The sequence below is a fragment of the Marinomonas sp. G8-14 genome, from assembly GCF_055808935.1.
Genome location: NZ_CM147891.1, coordinates 626,546 through 649,827, shown reverse-complemented (window position 1 = coordinate 649,827; position 23,282 = coordinate 626,546). Strand labels below are relative to the sequence as shown.

Sequence of the window (23,282 nt, the reverse complement as noted above, 5' to 3'; positions counted from 1 at the left end):
TACTCAGAAGAAGGATTACTCAGAAGAGTGTTAGCTCAAGCCATGTTTAGCTGCCCTAAAAGCAGCTAAACATGCACATAGACAGCCAAATCTTATTAAGGCTTTTCTTTCAATACTGGCATACTTTGTTCAGTAACCAGATGCAAAGTACGCTGAGGGAACGGGATAGTTAAACCCGCCTCTTCGATGGATTCTTTCACACGTTTATTTAAATCCCAGTAGGCTGGCCAATAATCTTCGTTTTTTGCCCACGCTCTAAGCTGAAGGTTTACCGAACTGTCCATCATAGACACCACCATAGTCTGCGGCGCGGGATCTGATAACAATCGTGATTCACTTGCGATGATTTTTTGCAGTACAGACAACCCAACATCGATGGAATCTGAATACGATATTCCGACAACAATATCCATTCGTCGCTTACCATTTCGGGTGAAGTTTTTAATACTGCCGCCCCACAAAACACTATTAGGCGAAGCAATATATAAGCCATCAACCGTTTCAAACACGCAGGTAAACAAATTGATTTCTTTTACCGTACCTTGCGTTGAGCCAAACTCAATAAAATCACCCGCCTTAAATGGACGCAATATCAGCAGCATAATACCCGCAGCGATATTGCTTAACGTGTCTTTTAACGCCAACCCGATTGCCAGACCGGCCGCACCAACTAACGCAATAAGACTGGCAGTATTGACCCCAAAAATGTCTAAAATAAACACACCACCAATAATATACACCGCATAACTGGCAACGGTTGAAAAAATTGGTATTAAAGTCGCGTCTAATTTATTTAGCTTAGAATTGGCATTCAATATCGCCTTTCGTACCGCTCTTGCGATGAACGAACTGGCAGTGAATATCACGACAGCTAATACTAAGTTATAACAAAGTGAAATAATCGTATCCGAATGATTTTGCCAAAATTGAATCAGTGTCTCTTGCATAAGCATCTCTTCTTCGTTTTATCCTAACCAATACAGTATTAAATTACACAATAACAGAGGAAACCAACCAAATGTTATAAGCCACAAACGCCAGCAGCAGACCCGCACCTTCAAATCGATTGATACGACCCGCCCGGCGGAAACCATATGCCATAACCAGCAACATCACCGTCATTCCCATCATCACCAGCCAATCCCGAGACAACACCTCGGCAGACAAATTTGTCATCGGCGAAATACTCCCCGCAATCCCTATGACGGCAAGTATGTTAAACATATTCGATCCCACCACGTTACCAATGGCAATATCATGCTCGCCCTTTCTAACCGCAATAATAGACGCCGCCAATTCTGGTAACGAGGTTCCCAATGCCACAATGGTCAAGCCGATAATCAAATCGCTCACCCCAAACGCTTGGGCAATATTCACCGCTCCCCACACCAATACTCGAGAACTGATGATCAACACAACAAGACCAAATACCAACCAAAAAATGGCTCTGGATTTAGACATAGTATGAGTCACCAGCTCTTGTTCCATTTCGTCTTCGAGTGCATCGCCTTTGCCTTTCATCGCAGAGTAAATACTCCAGCCAACCAAAGCAAAAAAACCAACCAACAAAAGCGCAGACTCAAAACGTGTCAACGACCCATTCCAAATCAAATAACCAAATACCAAACCAATTAACAACAACAACGGAAGTTCTTTTCGAACAATATTAGATTGCACCATAATCGGCGCAATCAGGGCCGTCACACCCAGAATAAGCCCTGTATTGACAATATTCGAACCCAGCGCATTACCTAAAGCAAGATCAGGATTTCCATCCATCGCCGCCATGGCAGACACCACCATTTCAGGTGCCGAGGTCCCAAAACCAACAATCACCATACCAATCAGTAAAGAAGGCATACCGGCGTATTTTGCCGTAACCGCCGCCCCTTCCACAAAACGATCGGCACTCCATACCAATAGAACAAAACCGACTAATAAAGCCAGAATAGCAAGCGTCATAACCTTACCTCAGATTTGAAAAAAGAAACGATGCAAAATATCGAGGGTTTAGACCGAACCGATCCAAACAAGATGAAATGAGAATAACAGAGGCGTGTCGCTTTATAAAAAGCCACAGCACAAACATTGACATTATTCATTCCCAACTCCTCCTACGAAGGACAGAGCAAGGCAAACAGTTAAATTAAACACACGAGCGCCCTCGGGGTGGAAGAGACAAAAGGCAAACATTGTTCTCCACCCCGAAAACAACACTTGCCTTAGGTCTTGTCAATCCAAACAAACAGGATATAACCGCCACGAACGACTGTTCGGAGACTGTTGACGATTATCTCAGACAACGCTGAGAGACTACTCCCCTAAGGTTTTAGGAATCATATTCCTATTTATCTCGCTTAACAATACGCGTTTCGTACACAAGCCTGTCTTAAATACAATTGAAACGAAGGGTGTCACCCAGTATAAAAACCCCGTAAAATGCTGCCCCTTGGTACGTATGTACTGTGAAGTGACGTGTGTGCTGTTAAGTGAAATGACATCAATCAATGAGGCTGTAAAATGACCGAACAAGTTCAAGTAATCGCAACGCACAATGGAAACTTTCATGCTGACGACGTATTCGCAATCGCCGCACTGAAAAGCATTTTCCCATCGGTCGAATTGATCCGCACACGTGACTTAGACACCATCGCCAAAGCCGACATTGTGGTTGACGTAGGCGGTATTTACGACGCTGAGCAAGGCCGTTTTGACCACCACCAAAAAGGCGGTGCTGGAGCGCGTGAAAACGGCATTCCTTTTTCGTCCTTCGGTTTGATCTGGCAAAAATACGGCCTAGCGATCTGCGCAGGGGACAAAGAAGTGGCAGACGCGCTGGACAAGAACCTCGTCTCTGTTATCGATGCCATTGATTGCGGACATGTGGAAGGCGTACAAACCGGCGTTAGCCTGAGTCAAACCATCTCTATGTTTAACCCAACATGGCAAGAAGAAAGCGATTTCGATACCTGCTTTGATGAAGCCGTTGCCTTTGCCTCACGCATCTTAGCGCGATTCATCGCCGCAGCCAGCGGTGGTGTAAATGCCAAAGCCATCGTCGCCCAAGCCATCGAAAAAGCCCAAGACCCAAGAGTCATTGTGTTAGAACAGTACACGCCATGGAAAACCACGGTACTCAGATTATCGCAAGACGCCTTGTTCATGGTGTACCCCTCTCAAACAGGCGAATGGCGCATACAAACTGTTCCCGTCGAGCTTGGCTCCTTTGAAGACCGCAAAAAACTGCCTGCGCCATGGGCTGGACTGTCAGATAAAGAACTGCAAGAGGTAACAGGATTAGATGATGCCATGTTCTGCCATAACGGCCTGTTTATCGCTGGCTGTAAGTCTTTTGAAAACACCATGAAAATGGCTGAAATGGCACTGGCGTATTAAGCCATTAACGTCATACGGGGGTTGGAATTTCTCAGCCAGCCCCCAGTTCCTGTGTTAACCATTCATTAACACAAGGGAGTACAAATATGAGTCGTCATTTTGAACAAGCTGAAGGCCTGTGCGAAGAAAAAGACCCAGCAACAAACGGGTTTGTGTTCAACCAAACCATGTTACGCATTGCTGACCCTGTGCGCGCTCTCGATTTTTATACCCGAGTCATGGGTATGACGCTATTAAAGAAACTCGACTTTCCTGAGATGAAATTCAGTTTGTATTTTCTGACTCACGGTGAAGACTTTTCTGATATTAGTGCTGATGATGCAGAGCGAACAGCACAAACCTTTGGCCGCCCTGCTATGTTAGAACTGACCCATAACTGGGGCGATACCCCAGAGAATACGCAATACCACAACGGTAACAGTGATCCCCGTGGGTTTGGGCACATTGGTTTTCACGTGCCCGATCTAGAAGGCGCTTGCCAGCGTTTTGAGGAACTTGGTGTACCATTCCAGAAAAAACTCAGTGATGGCAAGATGAACAACATTGCCTTCATCAAAGACCCAGACGGTTATTGGATTGAAATATTCAATGCAAGCCGCATGGCAGGTTAAGTAACATTAAGCAAAAGGCCCCTTTGAAACATGACAAAGGGGCCTTTTTTCTGAAATATACTTTACTGCTAACCCTTGTTAACACCACCTTTGTTGGTTCTGGCATTTCTCTTCTGCTTCTTACGTTTGTTTTTCTCAGTGACGATTTTGATGGCTTCATCTTTGGTTAAATGAGGATGCTTAGCGATCAATTCTTCCACTTTGGTATCAAATGCGGTCATTTATAAATCTCATGTAGTAAAGTACGAACAAGGTTTGTATTTTAGCTCAGGAAGCGTATAGAAGATAACAATTCTTAGCAGTGACTGATGTGTGTTTTTTGAATCTAGGTAAAAAATGAATATTGTCTTTCTTGGAACCTCGGCAGGCGTTCCCACCAAAACACGCAATGTAACAGGAATCGCGGTGCGCGAAGAAAGAGGCAACGGCTGGTACCTTGTCGATTGTGGCGAGGGCACGCAACATCAGATACTTCATACCAATTTATCGATCAATGCCTTACAAGCCATCTTCATCACTCACATTCATGGCGATCACTGTTATGGCTTGCCAGGCATATTGGCAAGCGCCGCCATGAATGGCCGCAAGGCGCCATTGAAAATTATGGCACCAAGTGGTGTAAGAGAATGGGTGGAAGCGACTCAGCAACATACACAATTGTATCTGCCCTATGACATTGAGTTTGTCTGTACTGATGAGCTACCGTCTGTCGAGTTCAGGAAGATTCGTGTGGAAACGGTCGCCCTATCTCACAGAGTCCCTTCTTATGCCTATTGTTTTACCGAAAAAGACATCAACCCGTGCTTGGATGTGGAAAAACTGGAACGGCACAACATCCCCAGAGGCCCACATTGGGGGCAGCTACAAAAGGGGCAAGATGTTAAATTAAACGGCAAATTAATCCATTGTGAAGACTATTTGCTCTACGATCAAAACCCGCAAAAAATCATAGTGGCAGGTGACAATGACCAGCCAGAGCTATTGGCTCAAATAAGCCATGGAGCCAGTGTACTGGTTCATGAAGCCACCTACACCAAAGACCTCGTTGAGAAGTCAGGCAACAGCTACGGTCACAGTTACGCGGGGCTTGTGGCGACCTTTGCCGAGCAAGCCAGCATCCCCAACCTAGTGTTAACGCACTTTAGTCCTCGCTACCAAGCTAACCCGAACCTGTCCCCTTCCATCGCCGACATTTATCAAGAAGCCAAAGCCCATTATTCGGGCAACCTGTTTCTCGCCAACGACCTTGATGAATATCAGCTAAACAAAAGCAATGAATTAAAAAAGCTTTAAAGAGGATTTACAGACTTGGGCTTTAAATCCCCACACGCTTTTCAACCCAGCCACGGCGGTGTTCAAAGCTTTCGCCAGAAATTGGATCCTCTCCACACAAAAACGCCCTACGAACACAAAGCACTCTCTACAAAGGAATCTACAAAGGAAAATACAGTGATAGTAAGACGTATCGTGGTAACTGACTTGCTGACGTCTGGCTCTTGGCCTAACAAACCTCTCTTCCACGAGAAATGTGCTAGCTAAATAAACGGTATAGAGAGGAATCGTGGTGTGTGTGGAGGTCTTGTTAGTTGTTTACGGAGACAAACATCCGTCTTGAAATCTAGTTAGATTGCTTCGTTAGGAAGCTTCGCTATAATGCTGACCATCTTCAATTTGATGTCGATTTTCCCAGAGCAGAAATGAAACAATTGTTGTTCAGTTTATTCTTCACTTTGAGTCTTTTTACCCTAGCACACGCTGAAGACGAAACGCGTTCCAGTGCGGATCTACGTCAAATCCGCACGGGATATTCTCCCATTCAGCTTAATGCCGTTGGACGTCTTATTGTCACCTTTAAAAACGGCAAAGATTTTACCTGTACCGCAAGTTTATCGGATACCATTCCTGGGCGCGCATCAAGATTATTAACGACTAATCGCCATTGTATTTTTCATCAAACCTCTGGTGAACAGGCAGTAAAGCTAGTGTGGAAAAATCTCCTTGTGGATGGCTCAAGGTTGGAATATCCCGCCTCATTAGTGTATGAGAACAGTGACTACGACACAGCCTTGCTGTCTATTCCCAAAAAGATTCCCTTTAGTCGAATAAAGCCGCTGTTACTCGAAACAGAATTAACACTCGACCCAAATGAGATGATTCTGTATTCGCAAAAAGTCTACGCCGCTGGCTACTCTTCTGATGCAGATTTAGGCTACAACGGAAAAACCTTAACCTATTCAGATATTTCAACCCGCCAATGGTTTAAAAGAGGTGCCCATAACAGCGTTGTTGTTGAAACTTTTACTTTTGGTGGTGCCAGTGGCGGGCCATTATTCTCGATTAGCGATCTCTCTGAAGAAGACATCGAAAATCCCTTCGACCAAGCCTATTTATTAGGCACGCTACATGGGGGGACAAACGTTGCAACCGATGTATTTATCAGTAAGAATGGCGTCTATGGGAGTAACTCTTCGCTGTATACCAATTATTCGAACTTTTTCATTAACGACGGTTTTATTATGTTCGACAAATATAACGCTCCTTAGGTTATCTAAGCCTCCCCCACTCTAGCCTAGAAAAAGCTCTAGGCCCTAATGGGTATAGCTACATGCCACTAAGGCTTTCGTCAGGCGATTCCACCAACGCCATAGCATAATCAGGCAATGACTCACCTCGCATGAATTGCTGAGTAAACACGGTGCCTTTACGTAACTTCTGCCACCTTTGCAAAACCTCTAATGTAGACCACTTCGCGCTTTTCTGCATGGATATGCAACACCACATGCAGATGGTTACTCATTACCGCATAGGCACAAACATCGATAGCAAAGACACTGGCTAAAAATAACAAACGCTTTTCAGCCCAGCCACGGCGGTGTTCAAAGCTTTCGCCAGAAATTGGATCCTCTCCATACAAAAACGCCCTACGAACACAAAGCACTCTCTTCAAAGGAATCTCCAAAGGAATCTACAAAGAAAAATACAGTGATAGTAAGGCGTATCGTGGTAACTGACTTCTGGCTCTTAACATGACAACCCCCTCTTCCATGAGAAATGTGCTAGTTAAATAAACGGTCTAAAGAGGAATCGTCGGGGTTATGTGGGTGTCTTGTTGATTTCTTCCCTAATTATCCACGGAGAGATGTAAAAATCACAGCATAGTAAGGTGGCTTTGGTGTATTTGCAATCAGGGACTTTTTTACTCCTTAGGCATTTGACATCTTAATAAAAATCGCATACTACTCATCCAACCGAAATGCAAAATTAGTTACCTCCCCTAATATCCCCAGTACTAGCAGGCCAGTATATTCAATCATACCGCCTATTAAAAAGTAATTAGAACCATGGTTTTTTCAAACTCTGACTTTTAAATAAGTCACAAATCAGTCTGCGGAGTTCAAGTGTATTTTTTCCTATAGTGTCACTCCGAAATATCATTTCGATCTGCATATTAAAATATCTACCTGGCAATTCGTTAATTCTTATTTTATCACTATAAATTTTACTCAAGGCGCTTCTGAGAACTAACGAAATACCTTTACCCGCTGCGACCTGAGAAAATAATATAGGATATGAGCCACACTCAACTATTTTTTTAGGGCATACACCTTTATCACGTATTAAATGGTTAATGTTTTTTCTAGATGCTGCTTTCTCACTACTTAATAAAAAAACTTGATCTTGCAAATCATAAAAACTAGTTATTGGAGATAGAGAAATTGAATTTACAACAACTAATTTATCTTGAAATACAGGCGTTCTTATAAAATTGGATGAAGCGAACCCAGCACCAATAATTATGATGTCAAAATCCCCCTTTTCAAAAAAGTCTAGAAGATTATGTGAACTTCCGATAGAAACACTAATATTTAAATTGCCGTTGTAATTAAGATCCAATATATTATCAACGATATAAGAAGGAAGACATTCAACGACACCCACCCGTATTCTTTCATTATCGTAGTTACAGCGCTCTATTTTTTCCTGACATTCGCGCATAGCATCAACAATCTTAACTGCATATTCGTAAACCATTACCCCCTGTAAAGTAGGTTTCACACCATCAGCCTGCCGCTCAAGTAAAGTTGTATTTAACTTCCTTTCAAGATTTTGTATACGCTGCGAAATGCTAGACTGAACTCGATTTAACCGAAGTGCGGCTTGAGTGAGGCTTCCTGATTGTACTGCGGCAATAAAAGCCTTCAATTCATTTATATTCATAAACAACCCTCACGGTCTTTCCTTGACATAGGTATCGATTTTTCCGATTTGCTTATCGATATTACTCGCTAGTGCCGCTTTACGTAAAGACATATATTCCAAGTACAGACTACGACCCACCGCGATCATTACCTTTAGATTGGAAGCTTATTTCAACCTAAAAGCAATAAAAGCAGTCTTTTATCAGACTAAATCATATTATCAATATAGTAGTCAGTGTTTCTGAAAAGTTACCAGAATATGAAAAAGGTCGATCATTTTATAGAAGGAAGTACTTATGGATTTAGATAAATTCGACAATGTAATGAAAACACTTGTTGACTATGCTTTTGATGAAACAACGTTTGATGATTACAAACGCTTCTATACGTTAACTGTCCTTTGCTTTTTACGAAGCATTCGGATCAATGGTGACTTAAAAGAATGGAAGGCACCACAATCCCCTAGAACAGCCACACCTTCAGAAATATTATTTTTGGGCCTTCATTATTACCTAGAAAGCCTTCCTGCCAACACACATCAATAGTTATACGTTCATAGACCACTCTATTCTTCGTAAAACTACTATGTAGGGCCTCCACTATCATTAGGGAGGCCTTTACCTACAACGACTAAAGGATATAAGAAATGTCGTCCGCAGAAAAAGCACAAGGTTACCCCACTCCACAAAGATATTACGCAGCAGCAGCTATATTAATAGGCGTTGTCATGGCTGCATTGGATAGCTCTATTGTTAACATCGCATTACCAAATATTGCCGACTCACTAGAGATAAATGCTGCGACTGTAATATGGGTTGCAAATGGCTATCAAACAGCAAGTGCAGCAACCATGCTTATTTGTGCATCTCTAGGTTCCCGAATTGGTGAGCGGCGCTTCTATAAAATTGGCATAATATTTTTCACATTGTCATCAATCGGATGTGCACTCTCGCCAACATTTTCAATTCTTTTAACAATGAGAATTATTCAAGGTATAAGCTATGCCGTGATGATAAGTGTAGGCCTTAGCTTATATAGGGTAATTTTCCCTCCCAAATCCCTAGGTTCAATTTTTGGCCTCAATGCCTTGGCTTTCGCAATTGGAACTGCTACAGGTCCGGTCTTTGGCGGATTAATAATGTCTTATCTATCTTGGCCATGGTTATTCTATATAAATATTCCTCTAGGAGGGATTGCCATTTATTTCGCTATCATGGCACTTGGAAAAGACACTTCGACCAAAAGCGGATTTGACTTTATAGGCGCTATGACATCTGCTCTCGCTTTCGGATTACTCACAATTTCAGTAGATCAAATAGGAAGATGGAATGACATACTTGTATGTTTTTTAATCTCACTTTCGGCAGCGTTAATAGTGTTTTTCGTTTCATGGCAAAAGCGAGCAAAATACCCACTTATGCCGCTTGATATATTTCATTCTAAAAGATATTCATTTGCTGTTCTATCGTCTATTCTGATGTTTATAGCACAAGGCATCGGGTTAATATCCATCCCTTTCGTATTACAATACACCTATTCATATAGTGTACTAGAGTCAGCACTTATTTTTACACCCTGGCCAGTTGCAGTAGCAATTTGCGCGCCTTTATCTGGAAAACTCTCAAACAAAATAAACGCAACTCAAATCTCAACTATGGGGATAATAATATTTTGCGTTGGGCTGGGATCTTTAGCTCTGATTCCTAATAATACTTCCTATCTCGATTTTATATGGCGCGTAGCTATTTGCGGTATTGGATATGGTCTATTCCTCCCACCAAATAACAAAGAAATGTTCTCAAATGTCGAAGAAAAATATACAGTAACTGCATCAGGTATTCTATCGACGGCTCGTACTGCTGGCCAATCATTAGGTGCTGCACTAGTCGCAGTTATAATTGTAGTTCTATCAAAATTTTCTGGAAACTTCGGCGATTATTTCTCTGACTATGCTTTTGGTTTAGCATGCCTAATCGCAGGGGGAGCTTCCATAGCAAGCCTTTTTCGTATCAGCAAATAAAAAAGTAAATTAGAAAGCATCATATGAATTTAGGGTCAAATGAATTTAAGATGAATTTAGGGTCAGATGAAAATAACGTTCTTATCCCTACTGTTTTACCGAAAAAGACATCAATTCTCGCTTGGATTTGGAAAAACTGGAGCGGCATAACACCCCCAGAGACCCACATTCGCTATTTTTCATCTGACCCTGAGGTATCCCCAAAAATTTGATATAAATAACAATTAGTTAACGAAATAAGGGAACGTTCATGGCCCTTGGTGATCAATAATTTCGCCAAAAACAACCAAACACGAGAGCCATGAACGCGACCACTATTCTGAACAAAATCCTTCCGATTGTCAGCCCAAACATGCATAAAACTCGCCGCAAGGCGTTATCGGCTTGTGTACTCAGCTTAGCGCAAGGCAATCTTTGCACCGTGACGAGTATCGGTCGAGGCATCCAATCAAAAGCGTATGAAAAGCACTGCATTAAACGATCAGACCGATTGCTCTCCAATCCGAATTTACGCCGCGAAGCATTATCGATTTACGCTTATATATGCCGACTCTTTGTAATTCAAACGCGTCCAATCATTAGCGTGGATTGGTCTGATTTAGATGCTCGTGGACAACACTTTCTAATTCGTGCCAGTATGGCTTTTGAGGGGCGATCCATTACGCTTTATGAAGAAGTGCATGACAAGCTCACAAAAGAAAAGCCTAAAACACATAGACAATTTTTAAGCGTTTTAAAAGCACTGCTTCCAAGTAAAGCAAAGCCCATCATTGTAACGGATGCTGGATTTAAGACACCTTGGTTAGATGAAGTTGTGAAACAGGGCTGGGATTATGTCGGACGAGTCAGAAGGCCGCGTAAGTACCATGATGACTCGCTTCAAGCCTGGCGTTGCATATCCACTTTGTTCTCTAGTGCTAATCAAAAACCTAAGCATCTAGAGCTTAAACATCGTCAATCTAGCCCAATCACTAATCAGTTTGTCCTTTACAAGAAGCCCACCTAAAGGGCGTCACTCCATCAATCAAAAAGGTAAAAGACGTGCTTCTTTATCTTCGCTTACCGCAGCCAGAGGAGCAAAAGAGCCTTGGTTATTAGTGTCTTCTTTTCCTGTGAACCGTCTTTTTGCGAAGCGTTGCGTCAGAGCATATGAAACGAGAATGCAAATTGAAGAAGGGTTTCGCGATATAAAAAGCAGCCGATTCGGACTAGGATTTGAGTTGAATTTTACATCAAAGATAGAGCGGCTGAGCAACTTAATCCTGCTTACAACTGTCACTGCGCTTCTGCTTGTTTTAATCGGTAAAGTCATAGAACTGGCAGGCTATGCAAAACGCTTTCAGGTGAACACTCTACGTAAGCGAAGAGTTCTGTCACACTTTTACCTTGGGAAACGAGCCATTATGACCCGTTTCCAGATACCAAAAAAGGAATGGCAGGACGGCATAAGGCAACTCGTTCAGCAGCTCGAACAAGGAAGCTATTTATGAGTAAATTCATGGGGATACCTCAGACTCTGACCCCAGTTATTAAATCACCTAGGGACATAAGTGAGGGGCAAGCGTTATCTACGTTTACTTAGGGTAGCGCTTGTAAAATTGAATATTGGAGTGAGTATGGAGTAGATTTTATTTACTTTACCCCTAATTACTTCTGTTTATATTTTAGTCTTTGCCTAAGAAAAGCTACCCCCCAATTGAACATACCACATATAAGTAAAAAATATTTATACCCTTCTTTATCAGGAAAAAAATTTATAATTTTATTAACTGATGACGGCAAAAAAATAAAATTCAACATCAAAAAAATTCCAATAGAAGAAATAACTATCACATTCAAAATAACTATTATTGTTTCCTTTCTTCCTTCAATACACAAAGAATAAAAATAAAAATACAACTTAGCTATAAAATGGCAGATGTAAAAATGTAAGAAAAGAAGTAGTACGCCTATTAACGCCATCATTTTTCTTTATCCTTTTCTTTAATCTTATTGGAGACACTATCTGTTCCACCAACTATAATACCTTGCAATACAGAAGAAGCGGTTGTGCCAACATTACTCAAAGGTAATGGTTTCCCAATAGGAGATTTAAGAATATCTGCAGGCTTCACGTAGATTTGACTTCCAATGGCATTTCCAAATTTCTGTCCACCTACATTAGCAAGGCCTGAAAAAATAGCAACATAAGGATCGATCTCAAAAAGATTTGAGCCATAATCTTTCAGCTTATTACTAGTAACTTGACCTGCGACATTAGAACCGATACCTAGTAGAAATGTATTGACTACCGTAGGCTCACTTATAAAAAAAGACTTGTAAGCGCACCTGAATTTAGGGTCAGATGAAAATAACGCTATTTTTTAACCCTTATTTTTCATCTGACCCTAATAACCCTTTATTTTTTAACCCTTATTTTTCATCTGACCCTAATAACCCTTATTTTTCATCTGACCCTAATAACCCTTATTTTTTAACCCTTATTTTTCATCTGACCCTAATAACCCTAATAATAACCCTAATAACCCTAATATCTACGCTTTGTCAACCTAAACACTATTTTTATCTGGCCTAATATCTAAGAAATAGCTATCCATCACTTCTTATGTCTCATCAATCATTAACGCAGGCCAAAAAGCAGGATTAATGAGATACTGAATATCTCCTTTCTTCTTTATTATTCCTTCCATTAATTTCATGCTGTAATTGAAATCATAAATATACTTAGTTTCATCATTAATTTTCAAACCAAGAAAACCATACCAAAGTAGAAGTTCAAATATCTTTTCATAGAATTGGCTATCAACACCAAATTCTTCTAAAACTAATTTTATTTCATCTTTTTTAACAGTAGCCTTACTTCCAATGAAGGCATAAAGAACATCGTCAATATCATTCTCAACATCATGTATTTCATAACCAATATCAGTCAAAAGATCTGTAGAGTATGCTGCTAGTCCTTTTTCAATATCTTCATCAAAAATACGATCATGATTAAGGTTAATAGCAAAGCTCTTGCATTGACTAATCAAATTTAAAAGAAATCGAGGCCTCATTAAAGATCTTTCAATAAGATATTGAGAGCTTTCCTCCCCAGAATAATGGCTGACACATATTTTCGGCCATAATGAATTAAATGAGTCATCTCCATTAACATTATTAAAAACTATTCTTAAGCGCACTAGTTCTCTTAACAAATCAGGATCAGTCCAATCAAGAAGAACACTAGCCTCTTTTCCTCGATCTGAAGTTTCCTTAACAAGTAACTCATAAACATCATTTCTTAAAAATAATATTGTATTTACAACAACACTTGATTTCGCGAACTGACGCTCAATTTTTTTTGTTGCATCTATTAATGCTCTAATTATTAATAGGTCTTCATGCTCAAGACCTGAAGTCGGCCACCCTTTATCAATGTTGTCAAAAAGAAGCCAACAGACCTCCTTTTGCCTCATATATTCGATTACCTGCTTAGATAGATCTCTAACATCGTGACAATAGAGCATTTCGGTTAAACTAGATGCGTTTAATCGAACATTAGTCTTATCGCCATGCTTTGATCTATATTCTGATGATATTTTTTCCATTAGGGAGGCTCATCCTCTCGGAAAAGTCACCTTCGGTTTCATAGCCCTCAGCGTGATATAAATCAGCTAGGGCACGGTACGGTTCATACAAAGTATGATCATGTTTATGCTGTTCTCGGTCTTTTTCTAATATTTTGTAGCATATTTCTAAAAGTAATACATATTCCCAAAATGCCATAATTGTATGCTGAAATGTACCTTCTTCAAGAAAAGACAAAATCAGCTCTTTAAATTTAATTAGTTTGTATCCATCAGGCTTAAGGTCTAAAACAATATTCCCTTTCTTATTTCTTTCTCTATCTCTTACTTGTAAAAATATTGCCGACTTACCGGAACCTTTTCGCCCTACAACTATATTTGCTTCACCTCTCAAGGACTTTAGAAACTGATCGGTTTTTAAGTAATAGCTTTCTAGAGTGCGCATCTCGTTTTCTGCTGAAGTCGATCCCAAGTCAATAGATTGAAGAAAAGTATCTTCATTAGGCGTGATAACACTCGTATCTTGCTGAAATGCTTCAGCCACTTCTCCTGCAAAACTGGCGATATACTCATTTATGTCGTCCGGATGATATGACATACGAACAAAATCACGATAATCCAGAGGTACTGGATCATCCTCATGCTGAAGAATACAAAGTGCTTTAGACATTCCATCAGCTAATCCAGCAATGAACGCTCCTCTCATATTGTGAACTTCATAGCCAACGGTTGCACTAGATAAAAGTGGAACAACTATGCCATGAGATTGAGCAACTTGATTGATAGCATCATTGGCAGACAACCTTGGCTGTTCATTCGGGTCAAAAGACCTAAACAAATAGCGTGCCTTCTTAATCCGCGAGACTATACGTGTCGCCCAATCCGTCTTGTGCATGCCTTCCAGTAGATATACTGGTGACTTAATATTAATTTTGCTGGGAATACTTAGCGGATCAGCCGGAACGGCTGTAGTAAGAAAACCACTCAATTCTAAAGAGTTCTGATATTCTTTATATCCAAGAGTGTCAAAAATCCCTACTTCTCTAATTGAGGGACTTCCTTCCTGTATGCTCCTATTTTTTGTCAAAAGCACACGCTTTCCTTTACCTATTGCATAACCTATTTCATAAGTGACATTAAAATTCAACACAGAAATATCTGCTACAAGAAAACTGCAAGAGTCAATACCCTCTAAAACTTTCTCTGATATAAAATGACCTGGTATATCTAACGATATCCATGTTTTTATTTCTGAAAGAGAGCTATTAACAGCCTGCTCAATCGTTTGTCCAATTTCAGTTGGAGATGAAGCGTACGCATAAAACCCTGATTTACTTTTTCCCACAAACGACTCCCTTATAAAATTATTATTCGTGAGGCATGGTAGACATAACACCCTCGCCCATCCTTTTACAGGTAAAATAGAAATCTCAAAAAGGAGGCTTCACTGCCATATACTCGACTTGTTAATAAAGTTTTTTAGTTTTTATCCCTGATGAATTCAGCTATCTTGTCATCACTTTTTTTTACTAAGCAAAACTTGGTGTACCACTCTTTTAAATTTAGATCGTTTGAGCCTGATATTTTTGACCTCGTGCCAATATCGGCCAAGCAACGCTTACTAAATCTTTCATGACGATAAACTGACAATACAATGAAAAAAACAGAAAAACCATAAGACCTTTAGGGGATTGTGGAAATTAGAGAGTTGGAACCCCACCTTCCGTCTTCCCCTTGAAGAAAGGGGAAGAGGCTTGGCAGCTGTATTCAATGAGTTATGCGTGTACGAACAATGGCAGATCACGCTTCGCTCATCGTGCCCTACATTTTGGGGTATTTATATTCAGCAGCAAGGAGCAAAGCGAACGCCAAGAGCGAGGTCAAACGACAATTAATACAAGTAATGTCGAGCGGTGGCATTTGTTTTTTTACATGCCAAATCACTAAAGTCTGCCTCACTTTCAAGGCTTGCTAACTACAAGTATCGCCCTTCTAGGTGTTTTCTAAAATGTGCGGCATTCAGCGTCTCGCCTGTGGCGCGTTTGACGAGTTCATCTGTGGTGTGGAGTGAGGCTTGTGTCCAGATGTTGTCGCTTAGCCATTGGAAGATGGGGCTTAGGTCGCCGCTTTGGATAGCTGCCTCGAAGTCGAGGTTTTGTATCATGGTGGCTTTGTATTGGGCGGCGTACATGGCGCCAAGTGTGTAGCTTGGGAAGTAGCCAAATGCGCCATCTGTCCAATGGATGTCTTGCATGCAGCCGTTTTTGTAGTTGTCTTTGGTGGAGATGCCAAGAGACGCTTTCATTTTCTCATCCCACAGCGCTGGTACGTCGGTGTGTTCTATGACGCCGTTGATGAGGTCGCGTTCGATTTCGTAACGCAGGATAACGTGCGCTGGGTAGGTTAGTTCGTCGGCATCCACACGAATAAAGCCTTTTTCTACTTGGGTGTAGATTTTGTAGAGGTTGTCTTCGGCAAACACGGGGTCGTTGTGGGCGTTAAAAGCGTCTGCAGATAAGCGTGATAAGTGAGAGATAAAGGGTTTGCTGCGCCCTATTTGCATTTCAAAAAACAAGGACTGGGATTCATGAATCCCCATGGAACGCGCTTCACCGACTGGTAATCCGGCAAAGGCTTTTGGCAAGCCTTGTTCGTAGCGGGCGTGGCCGGTTTCATGAACGATGCCCATTAAGGCTTGTACAAAGTCTTGCTCGTTGTAGCGTGTGGTAATGCGCACGTCGGTTGGTACGCCGCCACAAAATGGGTGAACACTTTGGTCGAGGCGGCCACGGTCAAAGTCGAATTTCAGTAGTTTCATGACTTCTAAGCCAAGGGCTTTTTGCGTCGCGGTGGAGAAAGTTCCAGACGGTAAAATGATGGATTCAGACTTCTGCTTTTCCAAAACGTTTTCAATCAGTTCTGGCAACCAAGTTTTTACATCGGTAAATAAAGTATTTAGCGACGCGGTGGTGGTGCCTGGTTCGTATTTGTCGAGCATGGCGTCATACGGTGTAAGGCCAAGTGCTGCACCGCGAATTTTTGCTTCTTCACGAGATAAGGCGACCACTTCTTTCCAGTTCTTTTCGAAGCCTGTCCAATCGTTCTCTTGGCGCTGAGTACGCCACGCATGTTCGCATTTGGAACCGGCGATGGATTGCGCTTGTACTAGGTCTTCTGGAACGATGGTCGCTTGCTGCCATTGGCGTTTCATTTCCCGTAGGCTGGCTTGTTGTTCTGTGCTTAAGGATTCTTGCTCGGCATTACCAAACCATTCTTCTAGCTGTGGTTGCGTCGATAAACGGTGAATGTGGACCGATAGTTCCGCCATGGCATTGGAACGGGCTTCGCTACCACCCGATGGCATGTTCGCCGCCGCATCCCAGCCAAGCATGGCTTGAGCATGGTTAAAGTGACTGAGTGTTTGGTAGTGTGACGTTAACTTGTCGTAATGAGACATGGTCGTTTTATCCTTTGTAAGAGTTGTTCTGCTTGTCGGATCGATATAAATGAGTGATAGCAGGGCAAACATTGTCATCAGTTACATTTAGTCTAAATCGTTTTATACTTCTAGACATGAAATATTGCTAGGTGACCATGATGAAACTAAATGATTTAACAGCGAGCGAAAAAGTGACACTAGCTCAGCAGCTTTGGGACTCTGTCGCAAGTGATCAAGATGCCATAAAGCTCACTACAGCCCAAAAAAATGAATTAGACAATAGACTGGCACAATTCGAATCCGATCAAAATATCGGCTCAGATTGGAACACAATAAAATCTAAAATATTAGGCTCATAATGCTATATAAAGTAAGGATACGCCCAGAGGTCGAGGACGACCTGAAAGAAGCTTACTCATATTTCGAACATTGCAGAGCAGGACTTGGCACTGAATTTATGCTTTGTATTGAGGATACGTTGTTAAAAATTTCAACCCATCCAAAACAATACCCGATTACTCACAAGACACTTCATAGGGCTTTAATAAATAAATTTCCATACGGTATTTTCTATACTATTCAGCAAAATGTGGTTGTTATTTTTGCTGTCATGCATTGCGCTCGTGACCCCAAAAAATGGATGTTGAGAAGCTAAACTAAAGATTTAAACTCACAACTTATCAAAAAAAGCCGAGACATCTTTAAAAGAAAGGTCTCGGCTTTTTTGTATTTAATGTTGTTCTAACGCTTATTTATGACAACCACAGCCTTTATGTTCGTGGCTCAGTTCTTGCCAGTTTTTCAGTTTGCTGGTGCCGCCGATGCCGACATTGAAGCGGTTGGTCGGGTCGTTTTTCTGGTAGAACGCTCGCAGTGCGGGTTTGGCTAGGTATTCGTGCCCTACGTTGTGTTCCGCTGGGTATTCGGCACCGCGGGCGTCGTAGCTGGCGAGAATTTGGTTCTTCACGGCTTTGGCGTCGACGCCTTTTTTCATGATGTAGTTTTGGTGCATGACGTGGCAGAAGAAGTGTCCGTAGTACATTTTTACGGCGACTTTTTCTTCAATGTCTTGTGGCAATTCTTCAAACCAGTCGCGCTCATTACGTGGGAAGGCTACGTCGATGGTCATGATGGAACCTAGGTCTTTGCCATTCATGATGTGGTAGCGGGTCAAGGCGCCGCCGGTGACGAAGCGATGCAAGATGGCTTGGTCAGCTTCGCGTTTGGTACAAGCAAAGTAGCCACCTTCGTTGTCTTTGAAGAAGTTGTCGAGGTAGGCTTGTGCTTCGGCAACGCCTTCGTTGCTGGTTTCTACGATCCAATGATGTTCGTATTTTTCACGGTATTCTTCCATGCGTTTCGGCAGGTGATTCGGAAACAGCTGGCTGATGTATTGCATCACGCGGTCAGAAAATTTGTTGGGCATGAATTTGAATTTACCAGCCCATCTGTCGACGGTACGTTTCATGGCAAACATTTTTGGAATGTATTTGGTGCCCAGTTTGTCGATAACTAAAAAGCTGTCTTTGCCGTATTTTTTGCTGATGTCGTAGCTGCTGCTGTGCATGTACTCACCTGACACGGGCAAGTTTTTGAAGGTAGACAACATGTCGCGACGCATTTGTTCCATGACGGCTGGGTCGTTGGTGCCGATGTAGAAGACTTGGTACTTTTCAGGAATGGGGAAAGTGTCGATGCGTACCGCAAATACAGCAAGTTTACCCGCACAGCCTGATGCTTCGTACAAACGACGTGGGTCGTTGTTAAAGCGGGACGGTGTGTCTGCATCCACATCACGAATACGTTCGTGGTATTCGTTGTCAGACGCGCGTTTATCAGGGAAGTGAATGTCTTTTTCTTGGTAGTTTTTGTTTTGTAGGTTGTTCAGGATTTCTTCTGGGTCTGACCCTAAATCAATACCAAGGTTGTTGACCAAGCGCAGTTCGCCATCGCTGGTTACTTGGGCAAACAAGGACATTTCTGTGTAAGCTGGGCCACGTTGAACTAACGCGCCGCCAGAGTTGTTACATACACCCCCAACAATAGACGCACCAATACAGGAGGAGCCGATCACAGAGTGTGGTTCACGCCCGTAAGGTTTCAAGGTGTCTTCTAAGCCAAATAGAGTACTACCCGCAAAGCCGACAATTTGCTTGCCTTGATCCAATAGTTGAATGTCATCAATACGCATGGTGCTGATGATCACGATGGGACGGTCGTAGTCGTTGCCATTGGGTGTGGAGCCACCTGTCAAACCTGTGTTGGCCGCTTGCATGATGACAATCACATCCGCTTTTACGCAGGCTTGCAAACACTTCCAGATCTCAACCAAGCTACCGGGACGCACCACAGCGTATGCTTTACCGCCACCTAGGCGAATACCTTGGCTGTAAGGTTTGGTTTTATCTTCGTCGGTGAGTGTGTATTGGCTGCCTACGATGGCTTTTAGCTCTGCGGCTAACTCTATAGTGGTTTCCGTGGTTGTCATATCAGCTACTTCATAACAGGTTTAGGGGAAAGTGGGCAGTATACTAAACGTAAAAATGACCAAAAAACACCCCAAAGCAATAGATAACCTGTTCTTAATAAGGAATGCTTATGAGTGCTGTAAAGCTACTTATTCACGAAGTGAGAGCAATATAAACCTCAACGCTATGCTCACTGGTATAGCATTCAAAGTCCACCGTATAAGCTCGTTGGTGTGGGCAATTATCACGACTAAAATACGCCCAAATCTCTTCCCAAACAGAAACGACCACTTGTGGCATTTGCCCTTCTCCAGAGAAAACCAAATAGGTTCCTGCTGGCAAAGAGACTGTCTCTAACGCAATGTCTGAAGAAACAAAGTCAGGCTTTGCCCCCACTAACACACTGAAATCACCGGTATAGTCGGATTCGTATTGGTGATAAACGCCATATAGGCAAGCCCCTGCTCATAAGCTACTTTTACTTGCTGAGCAAATCGTTGGTGTAATGTCCCTATTTTGGCCGTAGCAGGCTGCATTTCATTGGCATTATTGGTGCGTACACTCAACCCAACTAGGGAATCTGCATTTAAGGTTACTTCTTTCATTACTGCTCTCCGTGAATGTTTAAGCACCTGTTCACTATATCGACATCTATGACAGTTTATGTCACATTAAAATCATGACACGAGCCAATACCACCCAAAGAATGGACAGATTAGAGCAGCTCACCGCGCTGTTAAAATCGCACGCTGCGCTGACCACTAAAATGGTCGCGGCTGAGCTTAATATTAGCGAACGTACTTTATTTCGAGATATTGCTATTTTGCGTGAGCGAGGCTTACCAATAGAGGCAGATAAAGGTCGCGGTGGTGGGATAAGGCTGCATCATCAATGGGGTGTGGGTCGTGTTTCATTAGGAAACCATGAAATCATCGACTTACTGATCAGCCTTGCCATGGCAGAAAGTATGGGATCAACTCTGTTTGTTGATAACATCAAGTCACTACGCCATAAACTCATGGCCTCCCTTTCGGCACAACAAAAACAACAAATACACCAGCTACGCCAGCGTATTCATGTGGGCGAACAAGCTTCTCCCGATGTCATGGTTTCCTTTAATAAACAAAAACAACATACTGGATTAACAATAAAGGTTTTGCAGGAAGCGTTCTTGTTCAAAAAGCGTCTCAGGATCGTTTATCAAGATTATTACGGACAAGAGACAGAACGGGAGATTGAGCCCCATTACTTGTATTTGGGCTTTCCCGTTTGGTATCTGTTGGTGTGGGATGATCTAAGAAAGGACGTGCGTATTTTTCGTTATGACCGAATTTTGCAAGCGCACATTTTAGACAGGGAGTTTGCGCTAAAACCTTTGTCTGATTTTAGCGCGGTACTCACCAAACAAAAGGTTAAGCAGCTCTAATCGCCATCTTTTACCGCGTTTGCTCCGTTGCGTTGGAAAAAATCGTTTATGTCTTGTGCAATAGGCGCTTTGCTCTTGAAGAACCACATCAGGCTAGAAACCATGCCCACATGATCTACGTCTTCGTATACCTTACTCTCAACTTGCCCTTTCTCTGCCTGTATTTTCTCAATCAACTTGTCCATATTGCTTTTACCCACTAAGGTATCGTCTGCCCCCCAAAGCAGTAGCATAGGCGGCTCGGTTCCATCAATGAAAGTAGGCACTTGCATATTGGGGTAATTCTCTGGTGGCCCAAACATGTCTTTGTAGTCTTCTTCTAATGGAACGAAGTCATAAGGCCCCGACAACCCTGCAAAGCCTTTAATAATTAAGGGAGACAATCCATTTGCTTCTAAATAATGCTTATCGGCAGTGACTAAGGCACCTATGTGCGCGCCAGCAGAATGCCCTGCGATATACAGACGCTCTGGATCACCTTGATAATCAGCAATATTACGATAGGTCCAAGCTACTGCTTGGGCACCATCTTCTACGAAAGCAGGGAATTTTACTTCTGGGTATTTGCGATAGTCAGCAATGACGGTCACATAACCGTGCTTAGCAAAGAGTTCTCCCACAAAGGGATACATGTCTTTGGAGCCATCTTTCCAGCTCCCACCATAAAAGAAGACAATGACAGGCTTGGATTCTTGAGTGTCATTTGGCAGCACATATATGTCTAGCTTCTGCCACTTCTTAGCCCCGTAGGCTATATCTTTTGTTGATTTGGTATCACTAAAGTGACTGGGTAAATTAGCGACGCTCAACCCGACTTTCGTACAGGCAACCAGCAGTAAAGAACTCAGCGCCACACAGACTTTTGTTATCGTCAAAATTGACCTCTTGTGTTTATTGAAATTCATCCATCAAGAAATCATACGCAGCAAAGAGAAAAATAGACCAGAATTCTTATACTGTAATTTGCACCCCAAAATCATCAAACGGTTGAATTATCAAAGCATATTACCTAAAATCCTTAATATGCGGTTGGAAACAACTCAGATTGGCGGGCTGCCTTAATGCGGAGCGCTGAGCGATAGCTCTTTCCCCCGCCTTCTTTTTTGTTCTTCATAACGCAAACACATACTTAGTAAGTATCAACCATTGCTAAAAAGCCGCTCCCCCGAACGGCTTTTTGCTTTCGCCAATCGGCTGCTAGATAAGTAGATCAACCACCAAATACCACGGTGCGTTTGCCATTCAAGAACACGCGTTTTTCCACGTGGCATTTCACGGCGTTAAACAAGGTAACGCGCTCAATGTCTTGCCCTTTCGCCACCAGATCTTCTGGGTAATGCGCGTGGTTTACCACTTGAATGCCTTGGGAAATGATTGGGCCTTCGTCGAGGTCATTGTTCACATAGTGAGCCGTTGCGCCCACCATTTTCACACCTTTTTCCCATGCTTGATGATAAGGACGAGCGCCTTTAAAACCTGGCAGTAAAGAATGGTGAATGTTGATTGCGCGACCATCAAGGTATTCGCACATGCTGGGTGAAAGCACCTGCATGTAGCGAGCTAATACGACCAATTCGGTGTCGTATTGTTCAATCAAGGCACGCACTTGCGCTTCTTGTTCTAATTTCGTCTCAGCGGTAATGGGCAAGTGGTAATACGGAATACCGTGCCATTTGGCGAGGTCTTCCAGATCCGGATGATTGGAGATAATGACTGTGACGTCGATGTTCAATTGCCCAGTCCGAAAGCGATACAACAAGTCATTCAAACAATGGTCGTATTTTGACACCATGATCGCGACTTTTTGTTTATGGTTCGGCGCGGTTAACGACCAATCCATTGAAAACTCTGCCGCACGTTCGGTAAATTCAGCGTTAAAGGCTTCTTCACTGAAGTTTGCGTTCTGAGGCAAAAATTCTATACGAATAAAAAAACGTCCCGACTCTCGATCATCAAAAGAATGAATCTCATCAATGTAATTACCGGCCTGAGCCATGTATCGAGTCACTACATCGACCGTTCCGATGATGCTTGGGCAGCTGGCGGTAAAAATCCAAGGCGCGGTTTTTGATTTCATAAAATAGTCTCTTATTGTCTTAAGCTTTTTACGTCACGAAAAAGGCCGACCACCAAAACAGTGGCCAACCAAAACCG

At 42.4% G+C, this 23,282-nt stretch carries 25 protein-coding genes; 11 read left to right on the top strand and 14 right to left on the bottom strand.

Annotated elements, in window-relative coordinates:
• Window positions 1-95: 95 nt before the first annotated feature.
• Window positions 96-947 (bottom strand): mechanosensitive ion channel family protein, encoded by an 852-nt coding sequence (locus AC0L6V_RS03175; protein ID WP_265217369.1) that lies wholly within the window; start codon window positions 945-947, stop codon window positions 96-98.
• Between the two features lie 43 nt (window positions 948-990).
• Complete coding sequence (locus AC0L6V_RS03170) at window positions 991-1,962, bottom strand: calcium/sodium antiporter (protein WP_265217368.1); 972 nt, start codon at window positions 1,960-1,962, stop codon at window positions 991-993.
• A gap of 558 nt (window positions 1,963-2,520) precedes the next feature.
• Between AC0L6V_RS03170 and AC0L6V_RS03165 the strand changes: the two genes are divergently transcribed.
• Entirely contained in the window at window positions 2,521-3,396 is an 876-nt protein-coding gene (locus tag AC0L6V_RS03165; RefSeq protein ID WP_265217367.1) for an MYG1 family protein, read from the top strand.
• A gap of 86 nt (window positions 3,397-3,482) precedes the next feature.
• The gene (gene gloA, locus AC0L6V_RS03160; protein WP_265217365.1) at window positions 3,483-4,007 is read left to right on the top strand and encodes a lactoylglutathione lyase; all 525 of its coding nucleotides are present in this window, start codon (window positions 3,483-3,485) and stop codon (window positions 4,005-4,007) included.
• Between the two features lie 68 nt (window positions 4,008-4,075).
• On the opposite strand, the gene AC0L6V_RS03155 is transcribed toward gloA, so the two are convergent.
• On the bottom strand, window positions 4,076-4,228 hold the full coding sequence (locus AC0L6V_RS03155; protein WP_265217362.1) for a hypothetical protein: 153 nt from the start codon (window positions 4,226-4,228) through the stop codon (window positions 4,076-4,078).
• Between the two features lie 115 nt (window positions 4,229-4,343).
• Here AC0L6V_RS03155 and AC0L6V_RS03150 point away from each other — a divergent pair, with 115 nt between their 5' ends.
• Together AC0L6V_RS03150 and AC0L6V_RS03145 are read left to right on the top strand one after the other, a co-directional pair.
• The gene (locus AC0L6V_RS03150) at window positions 4,344-5,300 is read left to right on the top strand and encodes a ribonuclease Z (RefSeq protein WP_265217361.1); all 957 of its coding nucleotides are present in this window, start codon (window positions 4,344-4,346) and stop codon (window positions 5,298-5,300) included.
• A 404-nt stretch (window positions 5,301-5,704) separates the two neighbouring features.
• Window positions 5,705-6,550 carry a S1 family peptidase gene (locus AC0L6V_RS03145; protein ID WP_265217359.1) on the top strand — a complete coding sequence of 282 codons (846 nt, stop codon included), beginning with the start codon at window positions 5,705-5,707 and terminating at the stop codon, window positions 6,548-6,550.
• 158 nt (window positions 6,551-6,708) lie between these two features.
• On the opposite strand, the gene AC0L6V_RS03140 is transcribed toward AC0L6V_RS03145, so the two are convergent.
• Both AC0L6V_RS03140 and AC0L6V_RS03135 read right to left on the bottom strand, forming a co-directional pair.
• Entirely contained in the window at window positions 6,709-6,954 is a 246-nt protein-coding gene (locus AC0L6V_RS03140) for a hypothetical protein (protein ID WP_265217358.1), read from the bottom strand.
• Between the two features lie 386 nt (window positions 6,955-7,340).
• Window positions 7,341-8,225: a LysR family transcriptional regulator gene (locus AC0L6V_RS03135; protein ID WP_265217356.1), complete on the bottom strand. Its 885-nt coding sequence runs from the start codon at window positions 8,223-8,225 to the stop codon at window positions 7,341-7,343.
• Between the two features lie 277 nt (window positions 8,226-8,502).
• On the opposite strand from AC0L6V_RS03135, the gene AC0L6V_RS03130 reads away from it, so the two are divergent.
• From AC0L6V_RS03130 to AC0L6V_RS03115, 4 genes are all read left to right on the top strand, one after another.
• Window positions 8,503-8,751, top strand: a complete 249-nt coding sequence (locus AC0L6V_RS03130) for a hypothetical protein (protein WP_265217355.1) — start codon at window positions 8,503-8,505, stop codon at window positions 8,749-8,751.
• Between the two features lie 101 nt (window positions 8,752-8,852).
• The gene (locus AC0L6V_RS03125) at window positions 8,853-10,226 is read left to right on the top strand and encodes an MFS transporter (RefSeq protein ID WP_265217354.1); all 1,374 of its coding nucleotides are present in this window, start codon (window positions 8,853-8,855) and stop codon (window positions 10,224-10,226) included.
• Window positions 10,227-10,527: 301 nt separating this feature from the next.
• Window positions 10,528-11,232, top strand: coding sequence for an IS4 family transposase (locus tag AC0L6V_RS03120; protein WP_418138766.1), 705 nt, complete (start codon window positions 10,528-10,530; stop codon window positions 11,230-11,232).
• A gap of 154 nt (window positions 11,233-11,386) precedes the next feature.
• The gene (locus AC0L6V_RS03115; protein WP_346433244.1) at window positions 11,387-11,716 is read left to right on the top strand and encodes a hypothetical protein; all 330 of its coding nucleotides are present in this window, start codon (window positions 11,387-11,389) and stop codon (window positions 11,714-11,716) included.
• Between the two features lie 471 nt (window positions 11,717-12,187).
• On the opposite strand, the gene AC0L6V_RS03110 is transcribed toward AC0L6V_RS03115, so the two are convergent.
• The 4 genes from AC0L6V_RS03110 to AC0L6V_RS03095 form a co-directional block, all read right to left on the bottom strand.
• Window positions 12,188-12,340, bottom strand: a complete 153-nt coding sequence (locus tag AC0L6V_RS03110) for a hypothetical protein (protein WP_265217352.1) — start codon at window positions 12,338-12,340, stop codon at window positions 12,188-12,190.
• A 489-nt stretch (window positions 12,341-12,829) separates the two neighbouring features.
• Window positions 12,830-13,816: a P-loop ATPase, Sll1717 family gene (locus AC0L6V_RS03105; RefSeq protein ID WP_265217349.1), complete on the bottom strand. Its 987-nt coding sequence runs from the start codon at window positions 13,814-13,816 to the stop codon at window positions 12,830-12,832.
• Window positions 13,791-15,140 carry a P-loop ATPase, Sll1717 family gene (locus AC0L6V_RS03100; protein WP_418138765.1) on the bottom strand — a complete coding sequence of 450 codons (1,350 nt, stop codon included), beginning with the start codon at window positions 15,138-15,140 and terminating at the stop codon, window positions 13,791-13,793. The genes AC0L6V_RS03105 and AC0L6V_RS03100 overlap by 26 nt, the downstream gene beginning before the upstream one ends.
• Before the next feature lie 630 nt (window positions 15,141-15,770).
• Complete coding sequence (locus AC0L6V_RS03095) at window positions 15,771-17,252, bottom strand: carboxypeptidase M32 (protein WP_265217346.1); 1,482 nt, start codon at window positions 17,250-17,252, stop codon at window positions 15,771-15,773.
• 140 nt (window positions 17,253-17,392) lie between these two features.
• Between AC0L6V_RS03095 and AC0L6V_RS03090 the strand changes: the two genes are divergently transcribed.
• Together AC0L6V_RS03090 and AC0L6V_RS03085 are read left to right on the top strand one after the other, a co-directional pair.
• Window positions 17,393-17,593: an addiction module protein gene (locus tag AC0L6V_RS03090; protein ID WP_409419361.1), complete on the top strand. Its 201-nt coding sequence runs from the start codon at window positions 17,393-17,395 to the stop codon at window positions 17,591-17,593.
• On the top strand, window positions 17,593-17,889 hold the full coding sequence (locus AC0L6V_RS03085) for a type II toxin-antitoxin system RelE/ParE family toxin (RefSeq protein ID WP_409419360.1): 297 nt from the start codon (window positions 17,593-17,595) through the stop codon (window positions 17,887-17,889). The genes AC0L6V_RS03090 and AC0L6V_RS03085 overlap by 1 nt, the downstream gene beginning before the upstream one ends.
• Window positions 17,890-17,982: 93 nt before the next feature.
• Here the strand turns inward: AC0L6V_RS03085 and dld are convergent, their stop codons facing one another.
• From dld to AC0L6V_RS03070, 3 genes are all read right to left on the bottom strand, one after another.
• Window positions 17,983-19,722: a D-lactate dehydrogenase gene (gene dld / locus AC0L6V_RS03080; RefSeq protein ID WP_409419359.1), complete on the bottom strand. Its 1,740-nt coding sequence runs from the start codon at window positions 19,720-19,722 to the stop codon at window positions 17,983-17,985.
• 133 nt (window positions 19,723-19,855) lie between these two features.
• Window positions 19,856-20,104, bottom strand: coding sequence for a GyrI-like domain-containing protein (locus AC0L6V_RS03075; RefSeq protein ID WP_265217342.1), 249 nt, complete (start codon window positions 20,102-20,104; stop codon window positions 19,856-19,858).
• Window positions 20,098-20,307, bottom strand: a complete 210-nt coding sequence (locus AC0L6V_RS03070) for a hypothetical protein (RefSeq protein WP_265217341.1) — start codon at window positions 20,305-20,307, stop codon at window positions 20,098-20,100. Before AC0L6V_RS03070 ends, AC0L6V_RS03075 begins: the two co-directional genes overlap by 7 nt.
• Before the next feature lie 74 nt (window positions 20,308-20,381).
• On the opposite strand from AC0L6V_RS03070, the gene AC0L6V_RS03065 reads away from it, so the two are divergent.
• Complete coding sequence (locus tag AC0L6V_RS03065; RefSeq protein ID WP_409419357.1) at window positions 20,382-21,128, top strand: helix-turn-helix transcriptional regulator; 747 nt, start codon at window positions 20,382-20,384, stop codon at window positions 21,126-21,128.
• Here the strand turns inward: AC0L6V_RS03065 and AC0L6V_RS03060 are convergent.
• Window positions 21,125-22,003: an alpha/beta hydrolase gene (locus AC0L6V_RS03060; protein WP_409419356.1), complete on the bottom strand. Its 879-nt coding sequence runs from the start codon at window positions 22,001-22,003 to the stop codon at window positions 21,125-21,127. The genes AC0L6V_RS03065 and AC0L6V_RS03060 overlap by 4 nt on opposite strands.
• 335 nt (window positions 22,004-22,338) lie before the next feature.
• The gene (gene purU, locus AC0L6V_RS03055) at window positions 22,339-23,205 is read right to left on the bottom strand and encodes a formyltetrahydrofolate deformylase (protein WP_265217335.1); all 867 of its coding nucleotides are present in this window, start codon (window positions 23,203-23,205) and stop codon (window positions 22,339-22,341) included.
• Window positions 23,206-23,282: the final 77 nt, after the last annotated feature.